The sequence below is a fragment of the Chitinophaga varians genome, from assembly GCF_014529945.1.
GTDB lineage: Bacteria > Bacteroidota > Bacteroidia > Chitinophagales > Chitinophagaceae > Chitinophaga > Chitinophaga varians.
Window position 1 is genome coordinate 316,780 of record NZ_JACVFB010000007.1, and the last position, 21,567, is coordinate 338,346.

A 21,567-nucleotide genomic window follows, 5' to 3' on the forward strand; every position below is an offset into this window, starting at 1 on the left:
CTAATGGCTACCGGGCCAGTGTGAAAGCATAAACGGAATTTCATATATTTTTCGCCCTCCGTGAAAAATACCTATAGCTATTTGCAAATCATAGGAAAACAAAAAAGGCCCTCTTTCGAGAGCCTTTTCTTTTTGGTAGTTTCTGGTGCCCAGAACAGGAATCGAACCTGCACTCCGTTGCCGAAACAAGATTTTGAGTCTAGCGCGTCTACCAATTCCGCCATCTGGGCAATCTTTTTCAAGACCTTTCCGCGTCAAGCGGGATGCAAATGTAGAAAAACTTTTATTAATCCGCAAAATATATTTTCAAAAAAATATTCGTGTAAGCCTCCCGGTTACAACGGCATTAAAAATTACAGTAAATTCAAAGATGGAAAAAAGGATTTGTATAGGGCTCATCCGGGAAGAAAAACAACCACACGACAACCGCGTGGCCTTTACGCCCCGGCAATGCCAGTGGATCATGGAACACTACCCTCAGGTGCAGATACTGGTACAACCGTCCCCGCACCGCTGCTTCCGCGACGAGGAATACCGCAAAGCGGGCATCCCGCTGGAGGAAAACCTCAGCCATTGTGAACTGCTGCTTGGCATCAAGGAAGTGCCCCCGGAATATCTCCTCGCAGGCAAGACCTACCTTTTCTTTAGCCATACCAAGAAAAAACAGCCGCACAACCGGCATATGCTGCAGGTAATCCTGGAGAAAAACATCACCCTGATCGATTATGAATGCCTCGTACATCCCGACGGACAGCGCATCCTCGGCTTCGGCTTCTTCGCCGGCGTGGTAGGCGCGCACAACGGACTGCTGGCACTCGGCAGGAAAACGGGCTCCTTTGCCTTCAAACCGGTACACACCTGCCACGATTTTCAGGAACTGATTACCCACTATTTCGGAGTGAAACTGCCACCGATGAAAATTGTGGTCACCGGCTCCGGCCGCGTGGCAGCAGGCGTTCTGGAGATCATGGGACTACTGGGCATCAAATACATCCCGCCGGAAGAGTATCTGGTCAACCAATATGCCTACCCCGTTTATACGCAACTGAAAGCGGGTGAACTGTACCTGCGGAAAAATGATAAAACCTACAGCAGGGCCGATTTTCACGCACATCCGGAAGCCTACGAATGCCGCTTCCTGCCATATGTGACCGTCAGCGATGTCCTGATGAACGGCATCTACTGGGACCACAACATCCCTCCCCTGTTTAATGCAGCGGACCTCAAAAAGGAAAACTTCCGCATCAAAGTGATCGCAGATATTACGGACGATACTAACGGCTCCGTTCCCTGCAATCTGGGCGACAGTACCATCGAAGACCCTGTGTACGGCGTCATTAGGGAAACAATGGAACAAACAGCCCCCTATCTCCCGGATACGGTAGACATGATGTGCGTCAGCAACCTGCCCAACGAACTGCCCAGGGATGCTTCCCAGTATTTCGGCGACCAGATCATGAAATATGTGTTTGAAGAATTATTGAAGTCCCGCAGCACCATGATTGAAAATGCCACCATCGCGGCCAACGGCCTGCTCACGCATCATTTTGCTTATTTAGATGATTATGTGCACCCGCTATAACTTCAGATAGTAGGGCCTTAACAGATTTTCAAAGGCTGGTGTGTAACGGTTATTTTCATCATAAACAGACAGCTCTGTAGTATGGGTATCTCCGGCTGCCCTGCTGAAAATGCCTACTGCACGGAAATATCCGTGTCTGACACTTTGTTTTACCAGTAATACTTTACGGAGATGATAGCCTTTTGCTGATGCCAGCTCGCGGAACAGCTCAAACTGCACATAAGGCAGCAATACAGAACACTCCCCTCCCGGCGCCAACTGCCGGTCTATCGCGGCCAACAGCTCTTCATACCCCAGATTGGTGGCATGCATGGCCTGGTCCTTCTGCGCGTGACCGCTCTTTAAGGCCGTTTCATAAAAAGGCGGATTGGTAATGATAAAATCAAAGGGCCCGCCTGCGGTCATTTTTCGTATATCCTGCTGCGTTACCATCAGCCGGTCGGCCCACGGCGATGCCTGAAAGTTGGCCGCCGCCTGCATGGCGGCGCCCGGGTCCAGCTCCACCGCGGTAACGGGAACGGCTATCTGCTGCGCTACCATCAGACTCAACAGCCCCGTGCCGGCGCCAATATCCAGTATAGCCGATACCGTTAGGCTACCGGAAGCCAGGTACTGCGCCGTGAAAGCGCCTTGTATACAGGCATCTGTACACACCTTCATGGCGCAGTGCTCCTGGTCTATGTTAAATTGTTTAAATCGGAAATAGCTATTCCCCATGCTGTTATTACTCCATCACAATTGATAAATTCGGCATCCGCAGGTTACGGTGTACTGACACCGGCTTCGCCTGCCTCACCTCTACTGCCTGCTCACGGCTACTGCCGGTCAACTGCTGCGGCAGCGGCTGCACATACATCTCCTGCGGCACCTGACGATGAATACCCCACGTCGATGTTTTGGCAAAACGGCTGTAAAACTTCACTACCAGCTGGTTTTTTCCGGCTTTCAGGGGCAACAGCAACACTTCCTGCTGTGTACCGCCCCGCTCCGGATTGTTATACACCACCTGCTCTTCACCGTTCAAATATACGGCAATCCCGTCGCCACTGGTGAACCCTACCAGATAGTCGCCGGCGGCAGGCGCGGTGATTTCCTGCAATACATACCATCCAAGGTTCCGGTCACCAGGCATCGTGTACACCGTGTCATTTTTCCAGTCGGCACGCAACGCCCACGGCTTGCCCGCTTTGGCCGACAATGGCTTGCTCAGATCAATATTTTTCAGGTCTCCATGTGTGCCATTAATACCCGACCAATAAGGGCCGGAATAATACATCGGTCCCCACTGCAGCTGCGCTGCCTGGTTATGGAGCGTTTTTACGGTGCCACCGTTCAATACCACTTCCTGTGCTACTCCGTTAAGCGTCAGCTGCAGGGTCTTGCCCCGCTCTGCCGCGCTGTATACTACGCTCATACGCGCCGGACGTACGCTGGTAAAGGCCCAGCGATCCCCCACCTGACTGCGGTAGTAACTGTCATAATCGACACCGGAAAAACTATACAAGGGAATCGCATTATGCCTGTTCAGCACGGCCGGATTCTTCAGCAAATGCAATGGCGTAATACGCACATCGCCTTTACAACTCAGCGCCAGCACCTGCACGGATGGATCAGCTAATTGAAAGCCTGCGGGCAGCTGGATAGTGGTGGCGCCGTCACGCACAGTAACTTTGCAGGACAACTTTCTGTTGCCGTCCAGCAACTGCACCTGCGTTACAGGGCTGGTCAGCCCGGGCAGCACGATAGTTCCGCCGGCAGGCGTCTGCAGCAGGTGCAGATACAGCTTACCAGGTTTGGTTGTTACTTCTCCCCAGGCGAAAGTGGTGTCAAAAGGATTGGCCTGCGCGCCGTAAATAGCTTCACCATTACGTTCCAGCCACTGGCCGTTACGCAGCAGCACGTCTCTTTCAAAATCCACCACAGAACCGTCGCCACGTGGCCCGATATTCAGCAGATAGTTACCGCCACGGCTCACCACCTTGATCAGGCCTACCAGTTTCTCATGTGCCTTTTCTGCGGCAGGGCCATGCTGCTGCCAGGAACGGTACCCCCACGTTTCATCATATACAGAGGCCGGCGTTTGCCAGGCAGCAGCTATCTTATAATCAGGATACTGATTGTCGCCCATCACGCAAAAATCCCCGGCATCGTTGCCCAAACGGCCACTCACCATACAGCCAGGTTGCAACCGGTGCACAATATCCGCCAGCTCCCGGCTCTGGTCCGCTGTCAGAGAGCCCATATCAAACCAGATTTCAGACACCGGACCATAATCGGTCATCAGCTCTGTCACCTGCTTTTTATTGAATTGATGATGCTCCGGCGTAATCGGATCACTGTTACTGCTGGAGATAGGATATGCCTGCGGAAAATGCCAGTCTATCAACGAAAAATATAATCCAAACTTCAGTCCATGCCGATGACAGGCTTCTGCCAGCTCCTTCAGCACATCGCGGTGGAAAGGCGTGGCATCTACCACATTATAGTCGGTATAACGGGAATGAAACATACAAAAACCATCATGATGTTTGGATGTCATCACCACTGATTTCATGCCCGCCGCTTTCGCCAGCAGTACAATGGAATCAGCATTCCACTGTGTAGGGTTAAAACGTTTGGCCACATCACCGTATACATCGCTGTAAATACCGGCATGCGATTGTATCTGTTCACTGTACCCACGGGTTACCGGTTTACCCTCCCATACGCCTCCCAGCGTGGAATAAATCGCGCCCCAGTGAATAAACATGGAATATTTCTGGTTCTTCCAGCTATGCTGTAAGGTAGTGTCCTGCGCATAACCGGCAACAGTCAGGGATAATGCCCACAAAAAAATACTGATCTTCTTCATATAACTAACGTGTACTTGCTGTTTCCTTTTTTACTTTTTCGCGTTTTCTGCTCACACACTGGTCTAAAGCTAAATCGTTTAACTTACATAAAGGGATACCATCTTCTCTTTTTATAGTGGTAAATAAACATCGTGCCCTGCTACTGCACGGCCGCTTCCGCCAGCATTATGCATGCTGGCCAGGCATATCCGGTCAACGGACATCGGATGCTAAAATGCCGCCCTTGCAGTGGGTACTGCGTCCAGCGCGGTAAAGGCACCGGCCAGGTACTTGTAATACGCAGCAATGGCGATCATACCGGCATTATCGGTACAGTATTCGAATTTTGGAATAAAAGTGCGCCAGCCGTATTTTTCGCCGTACTCCTGCAAGGCTTTCCGAAGGCCGCTGTTGGCACTAACACCGCCGGCAATGGCCACGTCACGGATGCCCGTTTCCTGGGTTGCTTTCAAGACTTTATTGAGCAGGATGCTGATAATACGCTGTTGAATGGAAGCACAGATATCCGGCAGGTTCTTTTCAATGAAAGCCGGGTCCTGTCGCTGGTTTTCCTGTAAGAAATAGAGAATGGCCGTCTTCAGGCCGCTGAAACTGAAGTTCAGCTCGGGAATACGCGGCTCAGGAAATTTGAACCGGCCAGGGTCGCCCGTTTGGGCATATTTATCGATCAACGGGCCTCCGGGATAAGGCAGCCCCAATAACTTCGCACTCTTGTCAAAAGCTTCACCAGCGGCATCGTCCAGCGTTTCGCCGATCACCCGCATGCTCAGCGGACTTTCACACAACACAATCTGCGTATGCCCGCCGGAAACAGTCAGACAGAGAAAAGGAAAATCAGGTTTCGGATCGTCAATGAAATTGGCCAATACGTGCGCCTGCATATGATGCACCCCGATCAATGGCTTATTGAGGGCCATGGCCATGGATTTGGCAAAACAACTGCCTACCAGCAAAGAGCCTATCAGACCCGGCGACTGTGTAAAGGCAATGGCACTCAGCTCCTCCGGCTTCACGCCCGCCGTCCGCAGGGCAATGTCCACTACCGGCACAATGTTCTCCTGATGCGCACGGGAGGCCAGCTCCGGGATCACGCCGCCGTATTGTTCGTGTATCTTCTGATTCGCTATATGGTTGGACAGGACCTTTCCATCTTCCAGCACCGCTGCACCGGTATCATCACAGGAAGATTCTATCGCAAGTATTTTCACTGACATAAGCGGCAAAAATAAACAAAAAAGGCGGGAATACTCCCGCCTCTTTGCATATACTTACTATCCATTATTTCGTCTCTTCAATGCACTCTATCCGCACTATCCGGCCACCCATACAGGTGGAAACCCGGTCTTTCAGCTCCATGAAGTCAAATTTCACCGTTTGCCCCGCTTTCAGGGTAAACCCCGGTACGGCAAACTCGGCCGGTAACAGAGTGGTGCCATCCTTCATTTCAATCACCAGCCCGCACCCGTCAATACCGCTCAAATCCTTTACCACACCGGAATACCGACAACTACTGGCCGGCGGCGACGTCTTGCACGCTGCAAATATAAACAGAACCGCGCATAGGGACACTGTTTTCATACCAGATTATTTGAGGGATGATCATTAATTGCTCCTGATAGCCACTACCGGGTCCAGTTTGCTGGCAAAATATGCCGGTATAAAGCCCGCCAGGATACCTACCACCACAGAAATAGACAGCCCCAGGATTACATTACTCAGAGACAGGTACATCTGGAAGGTACTGATCAAATTTATGACAACTGTACAGAGATATACCAGCACCAACCCTAAAGATCCCCCAATCAGACATAAAACAACGGCTTCCATGAGAAATTCCGCCAAAATAATACCCCTTCTGGCCCCGATGGCTTTCTTCAAACCAATAATACTGGTCCGCTCTTTCACCGTTACAAACATAATATTGGCAATCCCGAACGCTCCTACGATCAACGCGAAAATGGCAATGAAAAAGCCGCCCACATTGATGGCGCCAAAGATAGAGTTCAGACTTTCGCTGGCGGAACTGATCTCATTCAGGGCAAAATCGTCCTCCTCCTTGGGCTTCAGCCGGTGCGATGCCCGCAGAGTGCCCCGCAGCTCATCTTTCAGCTGGCTCATCGACACGTTGGGCTTAGCTTTTACCTGTATGTATGGATCAGCATAACGCCGCTCGTCTACCAGGGTACGCCCAAAGCGGTAAGGCAACACAATCGCATTATCGAAATTGGAACCGCCTATCATACTCTCCCCCTTTTTCTTCAGCAACCCAATGATCTTTACTTCCCGCCCCATAATCCGGACACTCTTACCCAGCGCCTGCTCCGGTGAACTGAAAAGCCCATCCCATACAGTAGCCCCCAAAATGGCCACATTGGTGCCGCTATTACTTTCTGTATTGGCAAAGAAACGCCCCTGCACGATCTGCATCTGCTGGATCTTGTCAAAATCATTGCTGACAGCCATCATCGTCACCCCTTCCATATAGTCATCGCCATACTCCACCTTTTTGGAGGAAGCCTCGAAATTGAAGGCCGCATAACTGGCACTCTGCACCTTGTCCTGAATCGTCCGGAAATCTTTATACTCCGGCACCGGCCGGTTCATATATTTCCACCAGGGATACTCCCCGTTACCACCCCACGGCCATTTCTGGACGTAAATAACATCATCTCCCAGTGCGGCCAGATCGCTCCGGACATTCCTTTCCAGGCTGTTCGTGAGCGTAAAAACCGTAATAATGCAGAAAATGCCGATGGTGATGCCCAACAGCGATAAAAAAGTACGCAGCTTATTCACCCGCAGCTCATCTACAGCCATCTTCAAACTGGTCAATAATATTTTAAGGGTAGCTATCATATTCCAAATTTAACGGATTTATACGCACGCGCCTCGCCAATAAACACGAAATATAGCCGGAAAAAAAAATTAGTTACCTTTGCAGCCATTTTTTGGTTCTATATGAAGTACGTTAACGAAATAAATAAAAGAAAATCCTTTGCTATCATCGCCCACCCGGATGCCGGTAAAACCACGCTTACAGAGAAATTCCTCCTGTTCGGCGGCGCCATCCAGACAGCCGGCGCGGTGAAATCCAATAAAATTAAGAAGCACACCACTTCCGACTTCATGGAAATCGAACGGCAAAGAGGTATCTCCGTAGCTACTTCGGTTATGACCTTTGAATACCGTGATATCCTGGTCAACCTCCTCGATACCCCCGGTCACAAGGACTTTGCGGAAGACACCTACCGCACCCTCACCGCAGTAGACAGCGTGGTACTGGTGATCGACTGCGTAAAAGGCGTGGAAGAACAAACAGAAAGACTCATGGAAGTATGCCGCATGCGCGACACGCCCGTGATCATCTTCGTCAATAAAATGGACCGCGACGGTAAGTACCCCTTCGACCTGCTCGATGAACTGGAAGAAAAACTGAACATCCGCGTAAGACCGCTCAGCTGGCCAATCAATATGGGCAAGGACTTCAAAGGGGTGTACAACCTGTACGACAAAAGCTTCGTTGCCTTCCAGCCCAATAAAAAAGCGACCGACGAAGACGTGGTGGCACTCCCCGACCTCTCCAGTAAGTTCGTGGACGAACACTTCGACACAAAGGACGCAGAACAGCTGCGTGGCGACGTGGAACTGATCGAAGGCGTATACGATACCTTCGATAAAGAAGAATACCTGCAAGGCAAACTCGCACCTGTGTTCTTCGGCAGTGCGGTCAACAACTTCGGCGTGAAAGACCTGCTCGATACCTTCGTGGAAATCGCCCCCACACCGCGCAACCGTGAAGCCAGCTCCCGCGAAATCGACGTGCATGAAGATAAATTCAGTGGCTTCGTCTTTAAAATCCACGCCAACCTCGACCCCCGCCACCGCGACCGCATCGCCTTCCTGCGCGTATGCTCCGGTAAATTCGAAAGAAACAAATTCTATCATCACGTTCGCCTCGATAAAGATGTGCGCTTCAGCAACCCGTACAGCTTCCTGGCCCGTGAAAAAAATATCGTGGACGATGCCTTCCCCGGCGACGTGGTAGGCCTGTTCGATACCGGCAACTTCAAAATCGGCGACACCCTCACCGAAGGCGAAAACTTCTTCATCACCGGTATCCCCAGCTTCTCTCCTGAACTGTTCAAGGAGTTGGTCAACAAAGATCCGATGAAGACCAAACAGCTCGAAAAAGGTATCCGCCAGTTGACAGATGAAGGTGTGGCCCAGCTGTTTACCCAGCATGGCGGCAACCGCAAAATCATCGGCTGCGTAGGCGATCTCCAGTTCGAGGTAATCCAATACCGCCTCCTGCAGGAATATGGCGCCGCCGCCCAGTTCAACTCACTGCCTTTCTACAAAGCCTGCTGGATCACCGGCCCTAAAGACAAAATCGAGGAATTCATCCGCTTCAAATCCGCCAATATCGTGGAAGACAAAGACGGTCACCTCGTATACCTGGCACAGTCCGAATGGTACCTCAACACCGAAAGGACCAACAACCCGGACATACAGTTCAACTTCACTTCTGAAATTCATAAATAACTGCAACAGCATAAACGAAAAAAGCGAAGCACTTCCGGTGCTTCGCTTTTTTCGTTTATGCCAGATCGTTACCTTCACTCTGCCCGCTGATAAGGGAAAATATATTCTTCTATTGTGCCGTCCCGCTTACCCTCCACCTTAGCGTCCAGGTGTTCGGCGTCTTTAAAGCGGTACATCACCTTCCGCGGAAAATCATTCTGCAGGTCTTCCGCTACGAAGCCGATCTCTTTCAGTACCCGCAGCTTCAGCCGGATAGGCGTGGTAGCCGTACGGCCTTCATATACAGGAATAAAAAAAATCTCGTTGCCGCGGCGCACCAGCTCCACGGACTGCTGCAGCGTACTATCGGGACCGGCTACACGCCAGGTCCTGCCCGTCCAGGTAGAGTCATTGGTACGTGACCAGGTCTCCACCACAGCCCCCAGCTTGGTTTTCATCCTCCAGGTGCCGGCCAGTTTGTCGAGCATCCTGAAATCAGCAGGACGTACCTGCGCGGCAGCGGAAAGGCTGCCTGCCAGCAGGAACAACAGCACCATGCTATTGCTCCACCACAGCTTCTTCGCCATAGATCTGATGTTTGTATTTAAGAGATGGAGAAGCCACGAAAGGCCCTATCTGCAGGTCTTTCCAGAGGGCGTCCACTTTACGGATGGTATCGTCGTCTGCCACAATGATATTGGGCCAGTCCCGCTCAAAGTTATCCAGCAGCCTGGTCTTCAGCGTGCCGTCCATACCGATGGCGCCAATATAGCGGCCGTTTTCAGCGGGCTTACGGATCACAAAGCTGTCACGTTTAGGGTCCATGTTATTACAGAAACGCCACAAAGCAGATGCAAGATCGGTCACGTCTACAGTATGCTCCACATACAGCACCATCTTAATACCCGCCAGCACCGGCAGGGTATACAGCTGTTCATTCAGCTCCCGCACATGGAAAGGACGGTTCTTTTGCACAGACACCAGGATACAGGGGATATCCATCGCCAGCAGGCTGCTGTTGATACCTTTTATCTCAGGGAATTGTTGCATAATGGGCGCGGCGTCCAGCGACTTCGGCGCGGGCACCTGCTGATAAGCATTGTCGGTTTCTTCTTCATACTTCCGGGTACCATCGATACACATCTTGCCACCGAAACCCATTTTGGAGCAGGAATGGTCCAGCACGTCCATAGGGCCCTGGCTCAGATAAATGTCTGTAGCCGGATTGAGGTTGCGGAACACGTACTGCGCCAGTTTCTTATAGTCGGTGATGCTTTCTCCTTCATCGCTTACCACCAGTATCTTGTTAAACATCATCTGACCGGCGCCCCACATGGCATTCATCACTTTCTGTGCCTGCCCGGCATAGTCTTTTTTGATCTGTGAGATCACGAGGTTATGGAACACGCCTTCCACCGGCATTTCCATATTAATGATTTCCGGCACCAGCGTCATTTTGATGGGCGCCAGGAAAATACGTTCGGTAGCTTTGCCGATCCAGGCGTCTTCCTGCGGAGGAATGCCTACTATCGTTGACGGATATACGGCATCTTTGCGGTGGGTGATCGCCGTCACATGGAAGCGGGGGTACCAGTCGGCCAGCGAGTAGTAGCCGGTATGGTCACCGAAAGGACCTTCCCAGATCAGTTCTTCTCCGGGGTCTACATATCCTTCTATCACGAAATCAGCATCAGCAGGCACTTCAATCTCCGGCTGGGTGATACATTTTACCAGTTCCACTTTTTTCTTGCGGAGGAAACCGGCCAGCATGTATTCGTCCACATTTTCCGGAAGCGGTGCGGTGGCGGAGTAGGTATAAACGGGATCGCCGCCCAGCACTACGGCCACGGGCATACGTTTGTTCAGTTTTTTGTACTCCATGAAGTGTTTGGCGGAAACTTTATGTTTATGCCAGTGCATACCGGTCATGTCTTTCTCAAACACCTGCATGCGGTACATGCCTACGTTGCGGCTGCCGGTAACCGGATCTTTGGTATGGATCACGGGGAGGGTGATAAACGGCCCTCCATCTTTGGGCCAGCAGGTTAGTACCGGCAGTTTGCTGAGGTCCGGGCTGGCCATCATTACTTCCTGGCAGGCGCCTTTGCCGCTAACGACCTTAGGCATCCAGGAGGCAAATTGCCCCAGTTTAGGGAGCATGGCCAGTTTATCGAGGATGCTCTCTTTAGGCTTGGACAGCATCTTAAACAGGTCTTCTATTTCACGGGCCACATCGTCGAGCTCCTGTACGCCCAACGCCATGCACATGCGTTTGTAGCTGCCCATGGAGTTGATCAGTACCGGAAAATCATAACCGGTATTTTCAAACAGCAGGGCCTTACCCCCACCGGGCATTTTACTGACCCTGTCGGTGATTTCCGCTATTTCGAGCTTAGGGTCCACATAAGTGCTGATGCGCGCTAATTCGCCTTCCTGTTCCAGCTTCTCTATAAAATGCCTGAGATTTTTATATGCCATTGTTAAATTATCTAATAAACCAGTCAACAAAAGTAAACATACGGCGCCGCAATAAAAAATGCCCCCCGGAATAATACCGGGAGGCATCTCATTTATCTGATCTCAGTTATCAATTGACGATGGTAACGCCAGCATGGAACACAGCTCTGGGCCGTGGTGCGTAATAAGGTCTTGGCGGCGGTGGCGGAACAGGCACTGGTACCGGATAATAGGCCGGTTCAGCGTATACTACCCTTCTTCTCGGGCGGTAGCAGTCGTCATCATCCCATCGGCGGCAATCCCTGTCTCTCCAGTGTTTACGTTCCCATTTGTCGTAATGTTTTTCGTGGCCGTGGCCCCAGCCTCTTCCGCGGTCCCAGCCTCTCTGGGCGTAGGTGGTCGCTACGGTACCTCCCAGGAGCAGCATCATCAGCAGTACTTTTTTCATGTTTCTCGGTTTTTGTTAAGATCGGTTGGTAAATAAATGTTGCGGTGTACTACAAGCTATACAGTGTAACGACGGAATTAGAGGCATATTGGGCGCCAGGATATCCGGCATAGCTGTACCTGTATCTGTGTTTATAATGTTTGTGTTTTTTATAGTGTCTCCGGTGAGGCGGCATCGGTGGCCTTGGTGGCCGGTGTACATGATGCGGCGGAAACGGAGGCCTCGGCGGTCTTGGCGGCCTTGGAGGCAACGGCGGATGCGGAAGATGCCGTGGCGGCGGCGGCGGAAACGGCGGAGCCGGTGGGCGGTGTTGCGCAGAAAGCGTCATCGTTCCTGCCAACATTACCACGGTCGCTGCATATAGTAGTTTCTTCATGACACTTCGATTTGACCTTTACAGGAGAATGCAGACCAGCTTATTTTACGGTTTAGCGTTTCATTACTCTCTCCGCGATTTGTGAACCATGCTGCAGCTACTTTAAGCTGGCGTTTGCGATTCTTTACCTGTTTAAACAAATAAATCCAACAACTATGCCAATAATACCAATCCCTTTACCACAAAAGAAATCCCGGCTTTGGAGGGCCGGGATACAGTTTATAAATGGACTTTATTGGGGGTTGAAAGTCGGGAGTGCGAAAACAAACTCCATGCCATAACTGTGATGATGTTGGGATATCGTTGATGGCAGGAACGCCGTCGCGATTGACCGGCAGCAACTATCCGGTATAACTATCAGTCACAAAAAAGCCTCTATGATGTAACATCATAGAGGCCGTAAGTATTATGACTCAGATCTCCGCAAATCGGCGATCATCTGCTTATCGTAATATCGGACATCTGGTGGCTTTCACTTTGCCCCATCCGCTGCCGCCACCCAGGCGATAGGTAATGGTGACACCGGAGAAAGCGTACCAGTCTTTGTATTTGGCGGATCCACGAATAGTGCCGTCCGGCGGATATACACCGGGAGTTTGTTTACCGGTCAGTTCATCGCCACGGAAAGCCATATCAACAGCCTTCTGTCCACGATACGCCAGCAGCGTGTTCTGATCCACATAATTGGTGCTAACGTCGTCCAGATAGTCAGTAGTGGTAGGACGCAGCCCTATTTCAAAACCGAGGGTCCATTTGTCATTGAGAATTGCCTTTACACCGGCTCCCATCGGGAAAGACCAGGCGAAAAGATCGTAAGGCTGGCGTTGCGGATATTGGGGAAGCCCCTGTCCTTCCGTGCCCAGCGGACGTAAACGCACCGTGTTACCGGAGATGTCTTTAGCGGTAGGATCAAACCCAAAACCACCTACTCCAATAAATACAAAAGGCGTAAACCCTTTTTCATCGAGGTCCAGAAAATTGATCTCAGCAATCAGGCTGCCTTCAAAAACGTTGCTTTTAAAACTGAGGTTACGGGCCACCAGCAGGGGGTTAGCATTAGTGCTGTCTGCACCGGCAACAATACCCCAGGTAAAACCGGCCCTTAAGGTGAGGTAACGGTTGATATCCTTTCTTACCAGCAAACCCAATGCAGGCTTGGTGTATTTCAGGTCTACCTTCTGTTGAACAAGATCACCGCTGTAGTTGGAAATACCGGCAAAAGCACCTACATGCCAATCCTGCGCGAAGCTAAAAAAGGGTACTGCCATGGATAACAACAGTATTCCGGCAAATTTTCTGAATTTCAAAGTATTTTGGTTTTAAGAGGTTAGTCCTGATCTATTTAACGCTTTAATGAACAGTTTTATTTGGTGAACAGTTCTCAAAAATACAGTCTTCTCCCCCAATAAACTATTAAAAGATGTAAAAATAAACTAATAAACCAATTAAGTAATACGCTGTGAAAAACAAATCCGGAAAAAACATCAGCAACGGATATAGGCCCACCCCTCCATCTGCCGCTCCACCAGGTGGGCTACGGCCGCAGGTACCACTTCCACAAACGACAGTAGCTGGTCCATCTTCAGCTGTTTGCCATTGATCGTGTTCTGACAAATCAGCCAGCTTACCGACCGCGCATGCAGATCTTCTACCCTGGCCGCAAAGGGATTGTCGACGGTAAACAACAGCGGATAGGCGTCGCCGTGCACTGCCACCTCCACGGTTATACGGGATTGCCGGTCATGATAATATTGTAACAGGTTATTGAGCTGGCCCAATAAGGCTCTCTGGGCATCGGGGGCAGCAGATGTAATCTGGAAAATGACTTGCATGGTAACAAACCTACTGAAATACAGCTAAATACACCAAAAAAATGGACAGGTGGCATCATTACATGTCGGGGAAATCATCCTCGTCTTCCGGGTGGGGACTGCCGGAATTTTTATGCGGCTGCGAAGTAGCTGTTTTATGCTCCAACGCTTTGTATCTCCGGGACGCTTCCCGTAGCTGAAACACCAGCGAGGCAGCACGGATCTCCTGCTGATGCAGGTTCACCTCCGCCAGCAACAGGGCTTTACGCTGGCGCACCATCACCATCCAGCATATCAGCAACACGGCGGCCAACAGTAATAACAGCGGCACCAGTATATACAGTGCCCATGCCCCGCTACCGCCGGCCGTCTGTGATGACGCGGCACCCTGTTGGATGGGGTCACGACCGGCACAACCCCATAACAGGATTGATAAGCAGAAAAATCGGATGGAAATTGAGCGTTGCAATGTCTTTAATCGTGGTTACCTGGATATAGCCTATGTAGTCTATGTCTAAAATTATCAAATCAGCGTGATAAAAACTTGTCCAATCTGGCTTTTTTTACATCAATCGGTGGGTAAAATCAGGGTAATTCAATAGCAGAAAATCTCCATATGATCAAAATACATTCATTTATCAAATCATACAATATTGGTTATCAGTCTGTAATTTTTTTTCTCAAAAAAACAAGCGGGTTACGGTCAAAAAAAATTAACTTGGAAGATAAGTTTAATACATCCGTGCCCATTTTTAATAAGGAAGAAAGCGAATCACCCATCCCGTGAAGTAACCAAAAATCGAGTATGTCAAAAACTGCTGTTATCACCAAACAACAACTGGAGCATCTTGCCCTGCAGGGAATGTCCTTTGCTGATGATCATGTAGGCGATACTTTCAGTATTAAAGATGTGTCCGAACGCCTCGGTATCTCCTATTCCTATTTCTATCACAACTTTGCCGATTACATGGGAGAACCCTTCTGGCACTATGTAAAACGACATCGCCTTGAACTGTCCGCCGGCCTCCTGCGCCACAGCGGACACTCCATCGGCATCATCAGCGACCTTTGCGGATACGCTACCACGGCAGCTTTCAGCAAGGCTTTCAAACAACATTTTAAGGAAAGCCCCAAAGAATTCCGCCGCATCGCGGAACTGCCCAACGAAAAAAGAACGATCCAGATCATTGAAACCATCACCACCACCGCCGGTGCAGACATCTTCGGAAACTTCTTCCGGTACGACCGCGGCGAAAGGGTACAACTCCCCGACTCCGTACTGTACTACTCCCTGCTGTCACGCGGCCAGAACCCGATCGGTGAAATGATCGCCAAAATGAACCAGTATCATAATGCCTTCAATAAAATACTGGGACAAATAGAAATATCCACGGCTAAAATCATCACCGGCACACTGGACTCCGTACCCGTGACCGACTACGAAAAAATATCCATCTACGCCGGCCTCAGCATCCCGCTGCATGCCGCCGCAGCACATCAATTCATGGACAACAACTACGGCTATCTGATGCGCAAACGTATCCCCGGCGGTACCTACCTCCGCCTCCCCGTACCCATGGACTTCGCCACGGCAGGTATCCCGATGTACAATTTCATTAACCAGAACTGTAAGGAAGGAAATTTCAAAATGAGCGGTAACCACTTCTTTATGGTGCTCAACGGCACCACCGCCTGCGAAATTTATATCCCGCTGTTACGCAAACATTATTAATCACATTCCCATCCCAGGGCTCACGCCCTGGGCTACGATGTTGTTCAATTTCTGTGACCGCAAAGAAAAATATTACATGCAGCGAGGCCGATGAGGGAAAAACGACCTTGTGATTTTATTTTTTATTTAGTTTCTGTAACAACAGGAGAAAATATAAAAAGCAAAGGGCCGGTTTATGACCAGCCCTTTGCTTTTTATGATTGCGTTTATTTCTTTTACTTCGTGAAGATAGCGCGGAAACAGTTGGCGCTGGTGTTGACCGTGTCTTTCTGTGGCTTGCCACGGCCATAAAACTCGTCCAGGAAATGACCGGCATCAGACCATACGGTCTGCATCATGCCCTGGTAACGGGGCTTCATCTCCTTCGTAGCGGTACTACGGAAATCATACATGTCTTTCAACTGCGCTACGGCATTATCCGGCATCCGCCAGGGACAGGTGATCACCTGCAAACCTTTGGACGCAAAATAGACGGGCGACTTGTCAGGGCGCTCATAATGCCAGTCGCAGATCATAATGTCTTTCGGCACCAGATCGATGGCACGGTGCGTATTGTTCATACTGGCCTCCCACATGCCCATGCCCGTGGTTTTGCCATCCAGCAGGCGGTCGCCCCAAATCCATAAGGTACGGCCTTTCTGCGCCAGGTGATTGCGGATAGTCCATACTTCGCCGGCATACAGCTCCGCTTTGTCGCGGCCTCCGCAACGCGGACATTTATCCTCCCCGATGTAAAACACCTCGTCCATACCGGCATGGAACGCATTGGCCTCAAATACGTCCATGATTTCGTCCACCAGCTCAAATACCACCTTGTGGACGCCCGGATGCAGCGGGCAATAGCTTTTACAGTACAGACCATCGGCATTGGGCCATTCGTATTTGGCCGGCATTTTCACCCAGGGGGTCTCGTCAAAATCAGGATACACCTTCAGCAGGTTCATGGTGGTACCGGCCCACGACTGATGCCCCAGCAGGTTGATCTGCGGAATCAGTTGAATCTGATGCTGACGGCAAACCTGCACCAGCTCTTTTACCTGTGCTTTTGTCAGCGCACCGGGGTCGCGCAGCTCAGGATGCGAGGTATACTCATAGTTAAAATCCACCCGCAGCACCAGCGTGTTGATATGCCGCGGCGCCAGCTCTTCCCGGATAAATTTCAGGAACGGCGCCAGTCCGGCCCCCATGGGCGCGGCGATGCAAAAGCCGCGCACAGGCAGGGTATCTTTTGGTAAGGCGGTGGAAGAAGAAGGAAACAGTACAGTGCTGCCTACCAGCAGCAATAGCATGGTCAATAGTTTTTTCATAAAGGGCAATTTTTTCCAGCGTTTGCAACAAAATAACAAATGCATCGCTTTTTATATAGTGAAATCCGGCATTAGATAATTTCACATGCAAAAACATATGATTTTTAATAAATTTGAGTAAAAGCAAATCCATGACCGAGTTTAAGCTCCCTTTCAACGCGAGGCTTACCTTTACCCTTTTATCGCTCATTTTACTGGTGTACATCGCCCACACAGCCAGCGCGATCATCATTCCGCTCCTGTTTGCGTTCCTCATTTCCATTATGCTGCTGCCGGTAACCTACTTCCTGGAAAAACGCAAGGTCCCCCGGGGACTGGCCGCTGCGATCGCTGTACTACTGTTCGTGATCGTTGTACTGCTGATCATGCTCGCCATGGGCACACAAATGCAGGCCTTCATCGCTGATTTCCCACAGCTCGAAAAGAAACTACTGGACACGGTCACCTCCCTGCAGGAATGGATTGATCATAAATTCCATATCAGTTCCAACGCACAGCTCAGTTATCTGCAAAAAGCGGCCCTCGGAACACTGGGCACAGCCACCAGCTTCATCAGCCAGACCTTCTTATCGCTGTCTTCCCTGATCATCTTTGTGGTTTTTGTGCTGCTGTATTCTTTCTTCATGCTGTTTTACCGCAAACTGCTGGTGACCTTCCTCGTCAGGCTGTTTCAGGATAAACACCGCGACACCCTCCTCGATGTGCTCGCCCGCACCCGCTTTATCATCAAAAGCTATGTAGGCGGCCTGATGATAGAAATGGTAGTGGTGGCTGTTCTCAACACCACCGTATTCCTGATACTCGGCATCAAATACGCCATCCTGCTCGGTGTGATGGCCGCCATCTTCAACATCATCCCCTATATCGGGATTTTTACAGCGCTGATCATCAGCATGCTGGTCACCCTTACTACGGGCACGCCTATAGCCGCTTTACAGGTAGGCATCTCCCTGTTCCTCATTCACCTGCTGGACAGCAATGTGCTGCTCCCCCGCATTGTAGGCTCCAAAGTAAAGATCAACGCGTTGGTAACCATCGTCGGCGTGGTAATGGGCAATATGTTATGGGGCATCCCCGGTATGTTCCTCGCCATTCCGATCATCGCTATTATCAAAATCGTTTGTGAAAGCGTAGATTATATGAACCCCTGGGCTATCCTGTTGGGAGACGAACAGCAGGAAAAAACCGAAAAGGTGAACCAGGCTGCTGAACAAAAGGGCCAGCCCGATGTGAACGATATCGCAGAGACGCCTGAATCGTCCGAAAAAAAATAATTACGCAACATATTATACATAAAAGCCGCGGGAGACGAACTCCCAGCGGCTTTTTCATTTATAAAACAACCAACTAAACTATTACGCTTCGGCTTTTCTCAACATCCTGCGATATACCCAATAAAACACAATCGGGAAGATAAACAGGTTGAACAACGTATCTGTGATGAGCCCCCCAATGACCACGCGGGCCAACGGGCGCGCTGTCTCTGAACCAATACCATGGCTCATCGCAGCGGGCAGCAATCCAATAGCGGCCATCATGGCCGTCATGATCACCGGCCGTATGCGCGACTCTACGCCATCATGTATGGCCTGCGCCAAAAGACTGTCTGAGTACTGATGCATCCCCCGGATATTCGTTTTGAACTTGGTCAGTAAGATCACCCCGTTCTGCACACAGATACCAAACAGGGCGATAAACCCGATACCGGCAGAAATACTGAAGTTAATGCCCGTCAGCCACAGCGAGAAGATCCCCCCGATGATGGCAAAGGGTACGTTGTTCAGCACCAGCAGCGCATCTTTCATCCTTCCAAACAGAATAAAGAGGAACAGGAAAATCAGGAACAGGCTGATAGGCACCACCTGCGTGAGCCGCTTGGTGGCACGCTGCTGATTCTCGAAGTCACCGGCCCACTCCAGGAAATAGTTTTTGGGCAACGTTACCTGCTCGTCCACCTTGCGACGAGCTTCATCAATCGTACTACCAAGGTCGCGGCCACGCACGGAAAACTTGATCGCTCCGTAACGCTGGTGCTTATCGCGGTAAATCATACTAGGCCCGATGATGTGACTGATATCGGCGATCTCCTTCAACGGTATCTTATTACCCCGCAAGGTAGGAATAGAGAGGTTGCCAATGGCCACTTCATCTTCGCGGAAGCCTTCCGGATAGCGGATACGCAGATCAAAATTCCTTTCGCCCTCATATATCTTGGTGGCCGCCTTACCACCGATGGCCATTTCGATGACGGAGTTGGCATCTTCCGTGGTAACGCCATAAAGCGCCATCTTCTGCTGGTTCAGATTGATGCGCAGCTCCGGCTGGCCGATATTACGCATGATGCCCAGGTCTTCAATGCCCCTGACAGTTTTGAGAATTTTCTCAATCTGCTCTTCGTGTTTTTCGACCGTCTTAAAATCATCTCCAAAAAGCTTCACCACAATGGAACCTTTTACACCAGATACAGCTTCTTCCACATTGTCCATAATCGGCTGCGAGAAATTGAGCGTTACGCCGGGCGTCCCGTCCAGCCTGGCATTCATCCTGCGGATCAATTCCTCTTTGGAGATGCCGCTCTTCCATTCGTCCTGCGGATAGATGTCCACATGGAACTCTATATTATAAAAGCCGGTAGCATCGGTACCGTCATTAGGACGCCCCGTTTGCGACATGACCTGCTTTACTTCCGGGAAGACCAATATCTTTTTACGCATCTCATCAGCCACCTTTACCGACTCTTCCAGCGAAGTGCTCAGCGGACCGGTTGCCCGGATGTAGATTGCTCCTTCATTGAGCTGCGGCAGAAACTCCGTTCCCAGAAAACGGAAACAGTACAGTCCTATGATCAGCACAATAATCGAAAAGGTAAACACCAGCCGGCGGTGATGGAAGGTGTAATTAAACAAACGGGAGGTGGTGCGATGTACAAATCGCAGGAAGAAATTCTCTTTCTCTTTTACATTTTTGCGCAACAGTACACTGGCCATGGCCGGCACCAGTGTAAAGGTGAGTATCAACGCGCCCAACAGCGCAAAACCCAACGTCCACGCCAGCGGGGAAAACATCTTCCCTTCCACTTTCTCAAACGTAAAGATGGGAAGCAAACCCGTAATGATGATCAGTTTGGCGAAGAAAATACCCTTGCCGTTTTCCATACAGGCTTTGCGGATCATGCCCAGTTTGCTCAGCCGGTTAAATCGTTCCATCCCCACCTGATGCGCCTTCCTGTCCAGCACCACAAATATCCCTTCCATCATCACTACGGCCCCGTCTATGATGATACCAAAGTCGATAGCGCCCATGGAGAGCAGGTTGGCACTCATGCCTTTCAACTTCAGACAGATGAAGGCAAACAGCAATGCCAGTGGTATCACGACCGCCACAATAACGGTGGTGCGCCAGTCGGCCATGAAAATGAAAACGATCACCGTTACGAAGATGATGCCCTCGATCATGTTGTGCAACACCGTATGCGTGGAGAAATCGATCAGGTCTTCACGGTTATAGAAAGTTTTAATCTTCACATCATCCGGCAGGATGCGGGTATTCAGCTCTTCTATTTTTTTCTTCAGCTCCACGATCACATTGGCTGGGTTCTCTCCTTTGCGCATCACCACAATACCTTCCACCATATCGTTGTCACGGTCGCGGCCCACCTGTCCAAGGCGGGGCAGCGCTGCCACCGATACATCCGCCACATCTTTCACGAGGATGGGCGTGCCACCGATATGATCTACGATCACGTTTTTGATTTCCTCTACGTTATTGAGGACACCGATACCGCGCACCACATATGCCTGCGCGTTTTTAACGATCACATCCCCTCCTACGTTGACATTGCTTTTGGAGAGCGCCTGAAACATTTCCTGAGCTGTGATGCCGTACTGTATGGCTTTATCAGGATTCATGGTCACCTGATAAATTTTCACTTCCCCGCCGAAGCTCACGATATCCGCCACGCCCGGCACGGCGAGCAGGTTACGCTCTACCACCCAGTCCTGCAATGTTTTCAGCTGCTCAATATTCAGTTTGCTGCTTTCCAGCGTGTAACGGTAAATTTCGCCGGTAGGCCCGTAAGGCGGTTCTATTTCCGGGTCTACCCCTTCCGGGAGGTTGGCCGAAGCGATGTTATTATTGATCTGCTGGCGAGCGAACGTATCGTCCACATCATCGTCGAAGATCACCTTCACCACAGACAGTCCAAACAGGGAGGAGGAACGGATATGCGTTTTTTTCTGTGCACGGTTCATCGCAATCTCGATGGGGCGGGTCACGAATTTCTCCACTTCTTCCGCGCTGCGGCCCTGCCACTGCGTGATAATGGTTACCGTGGTGTTGGTCACGTCCGGGAAAGCGTCCACCCCGATCTGCTTAAAGCTGAGATACCCTGCAATGGCCATCACGCCGGCGGCAAAAAAGATGAAATATTTATTCTTCAGGGAAAAAGCAAGTATCTGCTTAATGAATCTGTTCATAATGCT

The 21,567-nt window shown here is 50.5% G+C and carries 18 protein-coding genes and 1 tRNA gene; 4 read left to right on the forward strand and 15 right to left on the reverse strand.

Annotated elements, in window-relative coordinates:
• Positions 1-143: 143 nt before the first annotated feature.
• A tRNA-Leu gene (locus ICL55_RS29955) sits at positions 144-230 on the reverse strand.
• Positions 231-370: 140 nt separating this feature from the next.
• On the opposite strand from ICL55_RS29955, the gene ICL55_RS29960 reads away from it, so the two are divergent.
• Entirely contained in the window at positions 371-1,582 is a 1,212-nt protein-coding gene (locus ICL55_RS29960; protein ID WP_188104659.1) for an NAD(P)-dependent oxidoreductase, read from the forward strand.
• Here the strand turns inward: ICL55_RS29960 and ICL55_RS29965 are convergent.
• The 5 genes from ICL55_RS29965 to ICL55_RS29985 all read right to left on the reverse strand — a co-directional run bounded on the left by ICL55_RS29965 (position 1,577) and on the right by ICL55_RS29985 (position 7,290).
• Positions 1,577-2,242 carry a tRNA1(Val) (adenine(37)-N6)-methyltransferase gene (locus tag ICL55_RS29965; RefSeq protein ID WP_188104662.1) on the reverse strand — a complete coding sequence of 222 codons (666 nt, stop codon included), beginning with the start codon at positions 2,240-2,242 and terminating at the stop codon, positions 1,577-1,579. The two genes, ICL55_RS29960 and ICL55_RS29965, sit on opposite strands and share 6 nt — an antisense overlap.
• A gap of 64 nt (positions 2,243-2,306) precedes the next feature.
• Positions 2,307-4,433 carry an alpha-L-fucosidase gene (locus ICL55_RS29970; RefSeq protein ID WP_188104664.1) on the reverse strand — a complete coding sequence of 709 codons (2,127 nt, stop codon included), beginning with the start codon at positions 4,431-4,433 and terminating at the stop codon, positions 2,307-2,309.
• Positions 4,434-4,643: 210 nt separating this feature from the next.
• Complete coding sequence (tsaD, locus tag ICL55_RS29975; protein ID WP_188104666.1) at positions 4,644-5,648, reverse strand: tRNA (adenosine(37)-N6)-threonylcarbamoyltransferase complex transferase subunit TsaD; 1,005 nt, start codon at positions 5,646-5,648, stop codon at positions 4,644-4,646.
• A 64-nt stretch (positions 5,649-5,712) separates the two neighbouring features.
• Complete coding sequence (locus ICL55_RS29980; RefSeq protein WP_188104668.1) at positions 5,713-6,012, reverse strand: hypothetical protein; 300 nt, start codon at positions 6,010-6,012, stop codon at positions 5,713-5,715.
• 24 nt (positions 6,013-6,036) lie between these two features.
• Positions 6,037-7,290, reverse strand: a complete 1,254-nt coding sequence (locus ICL55_RS29985) for an ABC transporter permease (protein ID WP_188104670.1) — start codon at positions 7,288-7,290, stop codon at positions 6,037-6,039.
• A gap of 102 nt (positions 7,291-7,392) precedes the next feature.
• On the opposite strand from ICL55_RS29985, the gene ICL55_RS29990 reads away from it, so the two are divergent.
• On the forward strand, positions 7,393-8,976 hold the full coding sequence (locus ICL55_RS29990; RefSeq protein WP_188104672.1) for a peptide chain release factor 3: 1,584 nt from the start codon (positions 7,393-7,395) through the stop codon (positions 8,974-8,976).
• A 74-nt stretch (positions 8,977-9,050) separates the two neighbouring features.
• Here ICL55_RS29990 and ICL55_RS29995 read toward each other — a convergent pair whose 3' ends face one another.
• The 7 genes from ICL55_RS29995 to ICL55_RS30025 form a co-directional block, all read right to left on the reverse strand.
• Positions 9,051-9,542: a hypothetical protein gene (locus ICL55_RS29995; protein WP_188104674.1), complete on the reverse strand. Its 492-nt coding sequence runs from the start codon at positions 9,540-9,542 to the stop codon at positions 9,051-9,053.
• Positions 9,514-11,433 carry a menaquinone biosynthesis decarboxylase gene (locus tag ICL55_RS30000; RefSeq protein ID WP_188104676.1) on the reverse strand — a complete coding sequence of 640 codons (1,920 nt, stop codon included), beginning with the start codon at positions 11,431-11,433 and terminating at the stop codon, positions 9,514-9,516. The genes ICL55_RS29995 and ICL55_RS30000 overlap by 29 nt, the downstream gene beginning before the upstream one ends.
• A gap of 109 nt (positions 11,434-11,542) precedes the next feature.
• Complete coding sequence (locus tag ICL55_RS30005; protein WP_188104678.1) at positions 11,543-11,860, reverse strand: hypothetical protein; 318 nt, start codon at positions 11,858-11,860, stop codon at positions 11,543-11,545.
• Between the two features lie 49 nt (positions 11,861-11,909).
• On the reverse strand, positions 11,910-12,236 hold the full coding sequence (locus ICL55_RS30010) for a hypothetical protein (RefSeq protein ID WP_188104680.1): 327 nt from the start codon (positions 12,234-12,236) through the stop codon (positions 11,910-11,912).
• A 443-nt stretch (positions 12,237-12,679) separates the two neighbouring features.
• Entirely contained in the window at positions 12,680-13,543 is an 864-nt protein-coding gene (porG, locus tag ICL55_RS30015; protein ID WP_188104682.1) for a type IX secretion system protein PorG, read from the reverse strand.
• A gap of 177 nt (positions 13,544-13,720) precedes the next feature.
• Positions 13,721-14,068 carry a DsrE family protein gene (locus ICL55_RS30020; protein ID WP_188104684.1) on the reverse strand — a complete coding sequence of 116 codons (348 nt, stop codon included), beginning with the start codon at positions 14,066-14,068 and terminating at the stop codon, positions 13,721-13,723.
• A 58-nt stretch (positions 14,069-14,126) separates the two neighbouring features.
• Positions 14,127-14,516, reverse strand: a complete 390-nt coding sequence (locus ICL55_RS30025) for a hypothetical protein (RefSeq protein WP_188104686.1) — start codon at positions 14,514-14,516, stop codon at positions 14,127-14,129.
• A 336-nt stretch (positions 14,517-14,852) separates the two neighbouring features.
• Between ICL55_RS30025 and ICL55_RS30030 the strand changes: the two genes are divergently transcribed.
• Positions 14,853-15,779, forward strand: coding sequence for a helix-turn-helix transcriptional regulator (locus ICL55_RS30030; RefSeq protein ID WP_188104688.1), 927 nt, complete (start codon positions 14,853-14,855; stop codon positions 15,777-15,779).
• A gap of 215 nt (positions 15,780-15,994) precedes the next feature.
• Here the strand turns inward: ICL55_RS30030 and ICL55_RS30035 are convergent, their stop codons facing one another.
• Positions 15,995-17,086 carry a family 20 glycosylhydrolase gene (locus tag ICL55_RS30035; protein WP_188104690.1) on the reverse strand — a complete coding sequence of 364 codons (1,092 nt, stop codon included), beginning with the start codon at positions 17,084-17,086 and terminating at the stop codon, positions 15,995-15,997.
• 131 nt (positions 17,087-17,217) lie between these two features.
• Here ICL55_RS30035 and ICL55_RS30040 point away from each other — a divergent pair, with 131 nt between their 5' ends.
• A complete protein-coding gene (locus tag ICL55_RS30040) occupies positions 17,218-18,360 on the forward strand; it encodes an AI-2E family transporter (protein WP_188104692.1) in 1,143 nt (380 codons plus the stop codon).
• 81 nt (positions 18,361-18,441) lie between these two features.
• On the opposite strand, the gene ICL55_RS30045 is transcribed toward ICL55_RS30040, so the two are convergent.
• Positions 18,442-21,561 (reverse strand): efflux RND transporter permease subunit, encoded by a 3,120-nt coding sequence (locus ICL55_RS30045; RefSeq protein WP_188104694.1) that lies wholly within the window; start codon positions 21,559-21,561, stop codon positions 18,442-18,444.
• Positions 21,562-21,567 lie beyond the last annotated feature (6 nt).

What these genes read in the sequence shown, in the direction of transcription:
- ICL55_RS29960 (WP_188104659.1), top strand. Translation starts at nt 371, where the DNA reads ATGGAAAAAAGGATTTGTATAGGGCTCATCCGGGAAGAAAAACAACCA.
- ICL55_RS29965 (WP_188104662.1), bottom strand. Translation starts at nt 2,242, where the DNA reads ATGAAGGTGTGTACAGATGCCTGTATACAAGGCGCTTTCACGGCGCAG.
- ICL55_RS29970 (WP_188104664.1), bottom strand. Translation starts at nt 4,433, where the DNA reads ATGAAGAAGATCAGTATTTTTTTGTGGGCATTATCCCTGACTGTTGCC.
- tsaD (WP_188104666.1), bottom strand. Translation starts at nt 5,648, where the DNA reads ATGTCAGTGAAAATACTTGCGATAGAATCTTCCTGTGATGATACCGGT.
- ICL55_RS29980 (WP_188104668.1), bottom strand. Translation starts at nt 6,012, where the DNA reads ATGAAAACAGTGTCCCTATGCGCGGTTCTGTTTATATTTGCAGCGTGC.
- ICL55_RS29985 (WP_188104670.1), bottom strand. Translation starts at nt 7,290, where the DNA reads ATGATAGCTACCCTTAAAATATTATTGACCAGTTTGAAGATGGCTGTA.
- ICL55_RS29990 (WP_188104672.1), top strand. Translation starts at nt 7,393, where the DNA reads ATGAAGTACGTTAACGAAATAAATAAAAGAAAATCCTTTGCTATCATC.
- ICL55_RS29995 (WP_188104674.1), bottom strand. Translation starts at nt 9,542, where the DNA reads ATGGCGAAGAAGCTGTGGTGGAGCAATAGCATGGTGCTGTTGTTCCTG.
- ICL55_RS30000 (WP_188104676.1), bottom strand. Translation starts at nt 11,433, where the DNA reads ATGGCATATAAAAATCTCAGGCATTTTATAGAGAAGCTGGAACAGGAA.
- ICL55_RS30005 (WP_188104678.1), bottom strand. Translation starts at nt 11,860, where the DNA reads ATGAAAAAAGTACTGCTGATGATGCTGCTCCTGGGAGGTACCGTAGCG.
- ICL55_RS30010 (WP_188104680.1), bottom strand. Translation starts at nt 12,236, where the DNA reads ATGAAGAAACTACTATATGCAGCGACCGTGGTAATGTTGGCAGGAACG.
- ICL55_RS30020 (WP_188104684.1), bottom strand. Translation starts at nt 14,068, where the DNA reads ATGCAAGTCATTTTCCAGATTACATCTGCTGCCCCCGATGCCCAGAGA.
- ICL55_RS30030 (WP_188104688.1), top strand. Translation starts at nt 14,853, where the DNA reads ATGTCAAAAACTGCTGTTATCACCAAACAACAACTGGAGCATCTTGCC.
- ICL55_RS30035 (WP_188104690.1), bottom strand. Translation starts at nt 17,086, where the DNA reads ATGAAAAAACTATTGACCATGCTATTGCTGCTGGTAGGCAGCACTGTA.
- ICL55_RS30040 (WP_188104692.1), top strand. Translation starts at nt 17,218, where the DNA reads ATGACCGAGTTTAAGCTCCCTTTCAACGCGAGGCTTACCTTTACCCTT.
- ICL55_RS30045 (WP_188104694.1), bottom strand. Translation starts at nt 21,561, where the DNA reads ATGAACAGATTCATTAAGCAGATACTTGCTTTTTCCCTGAAGAATAAA.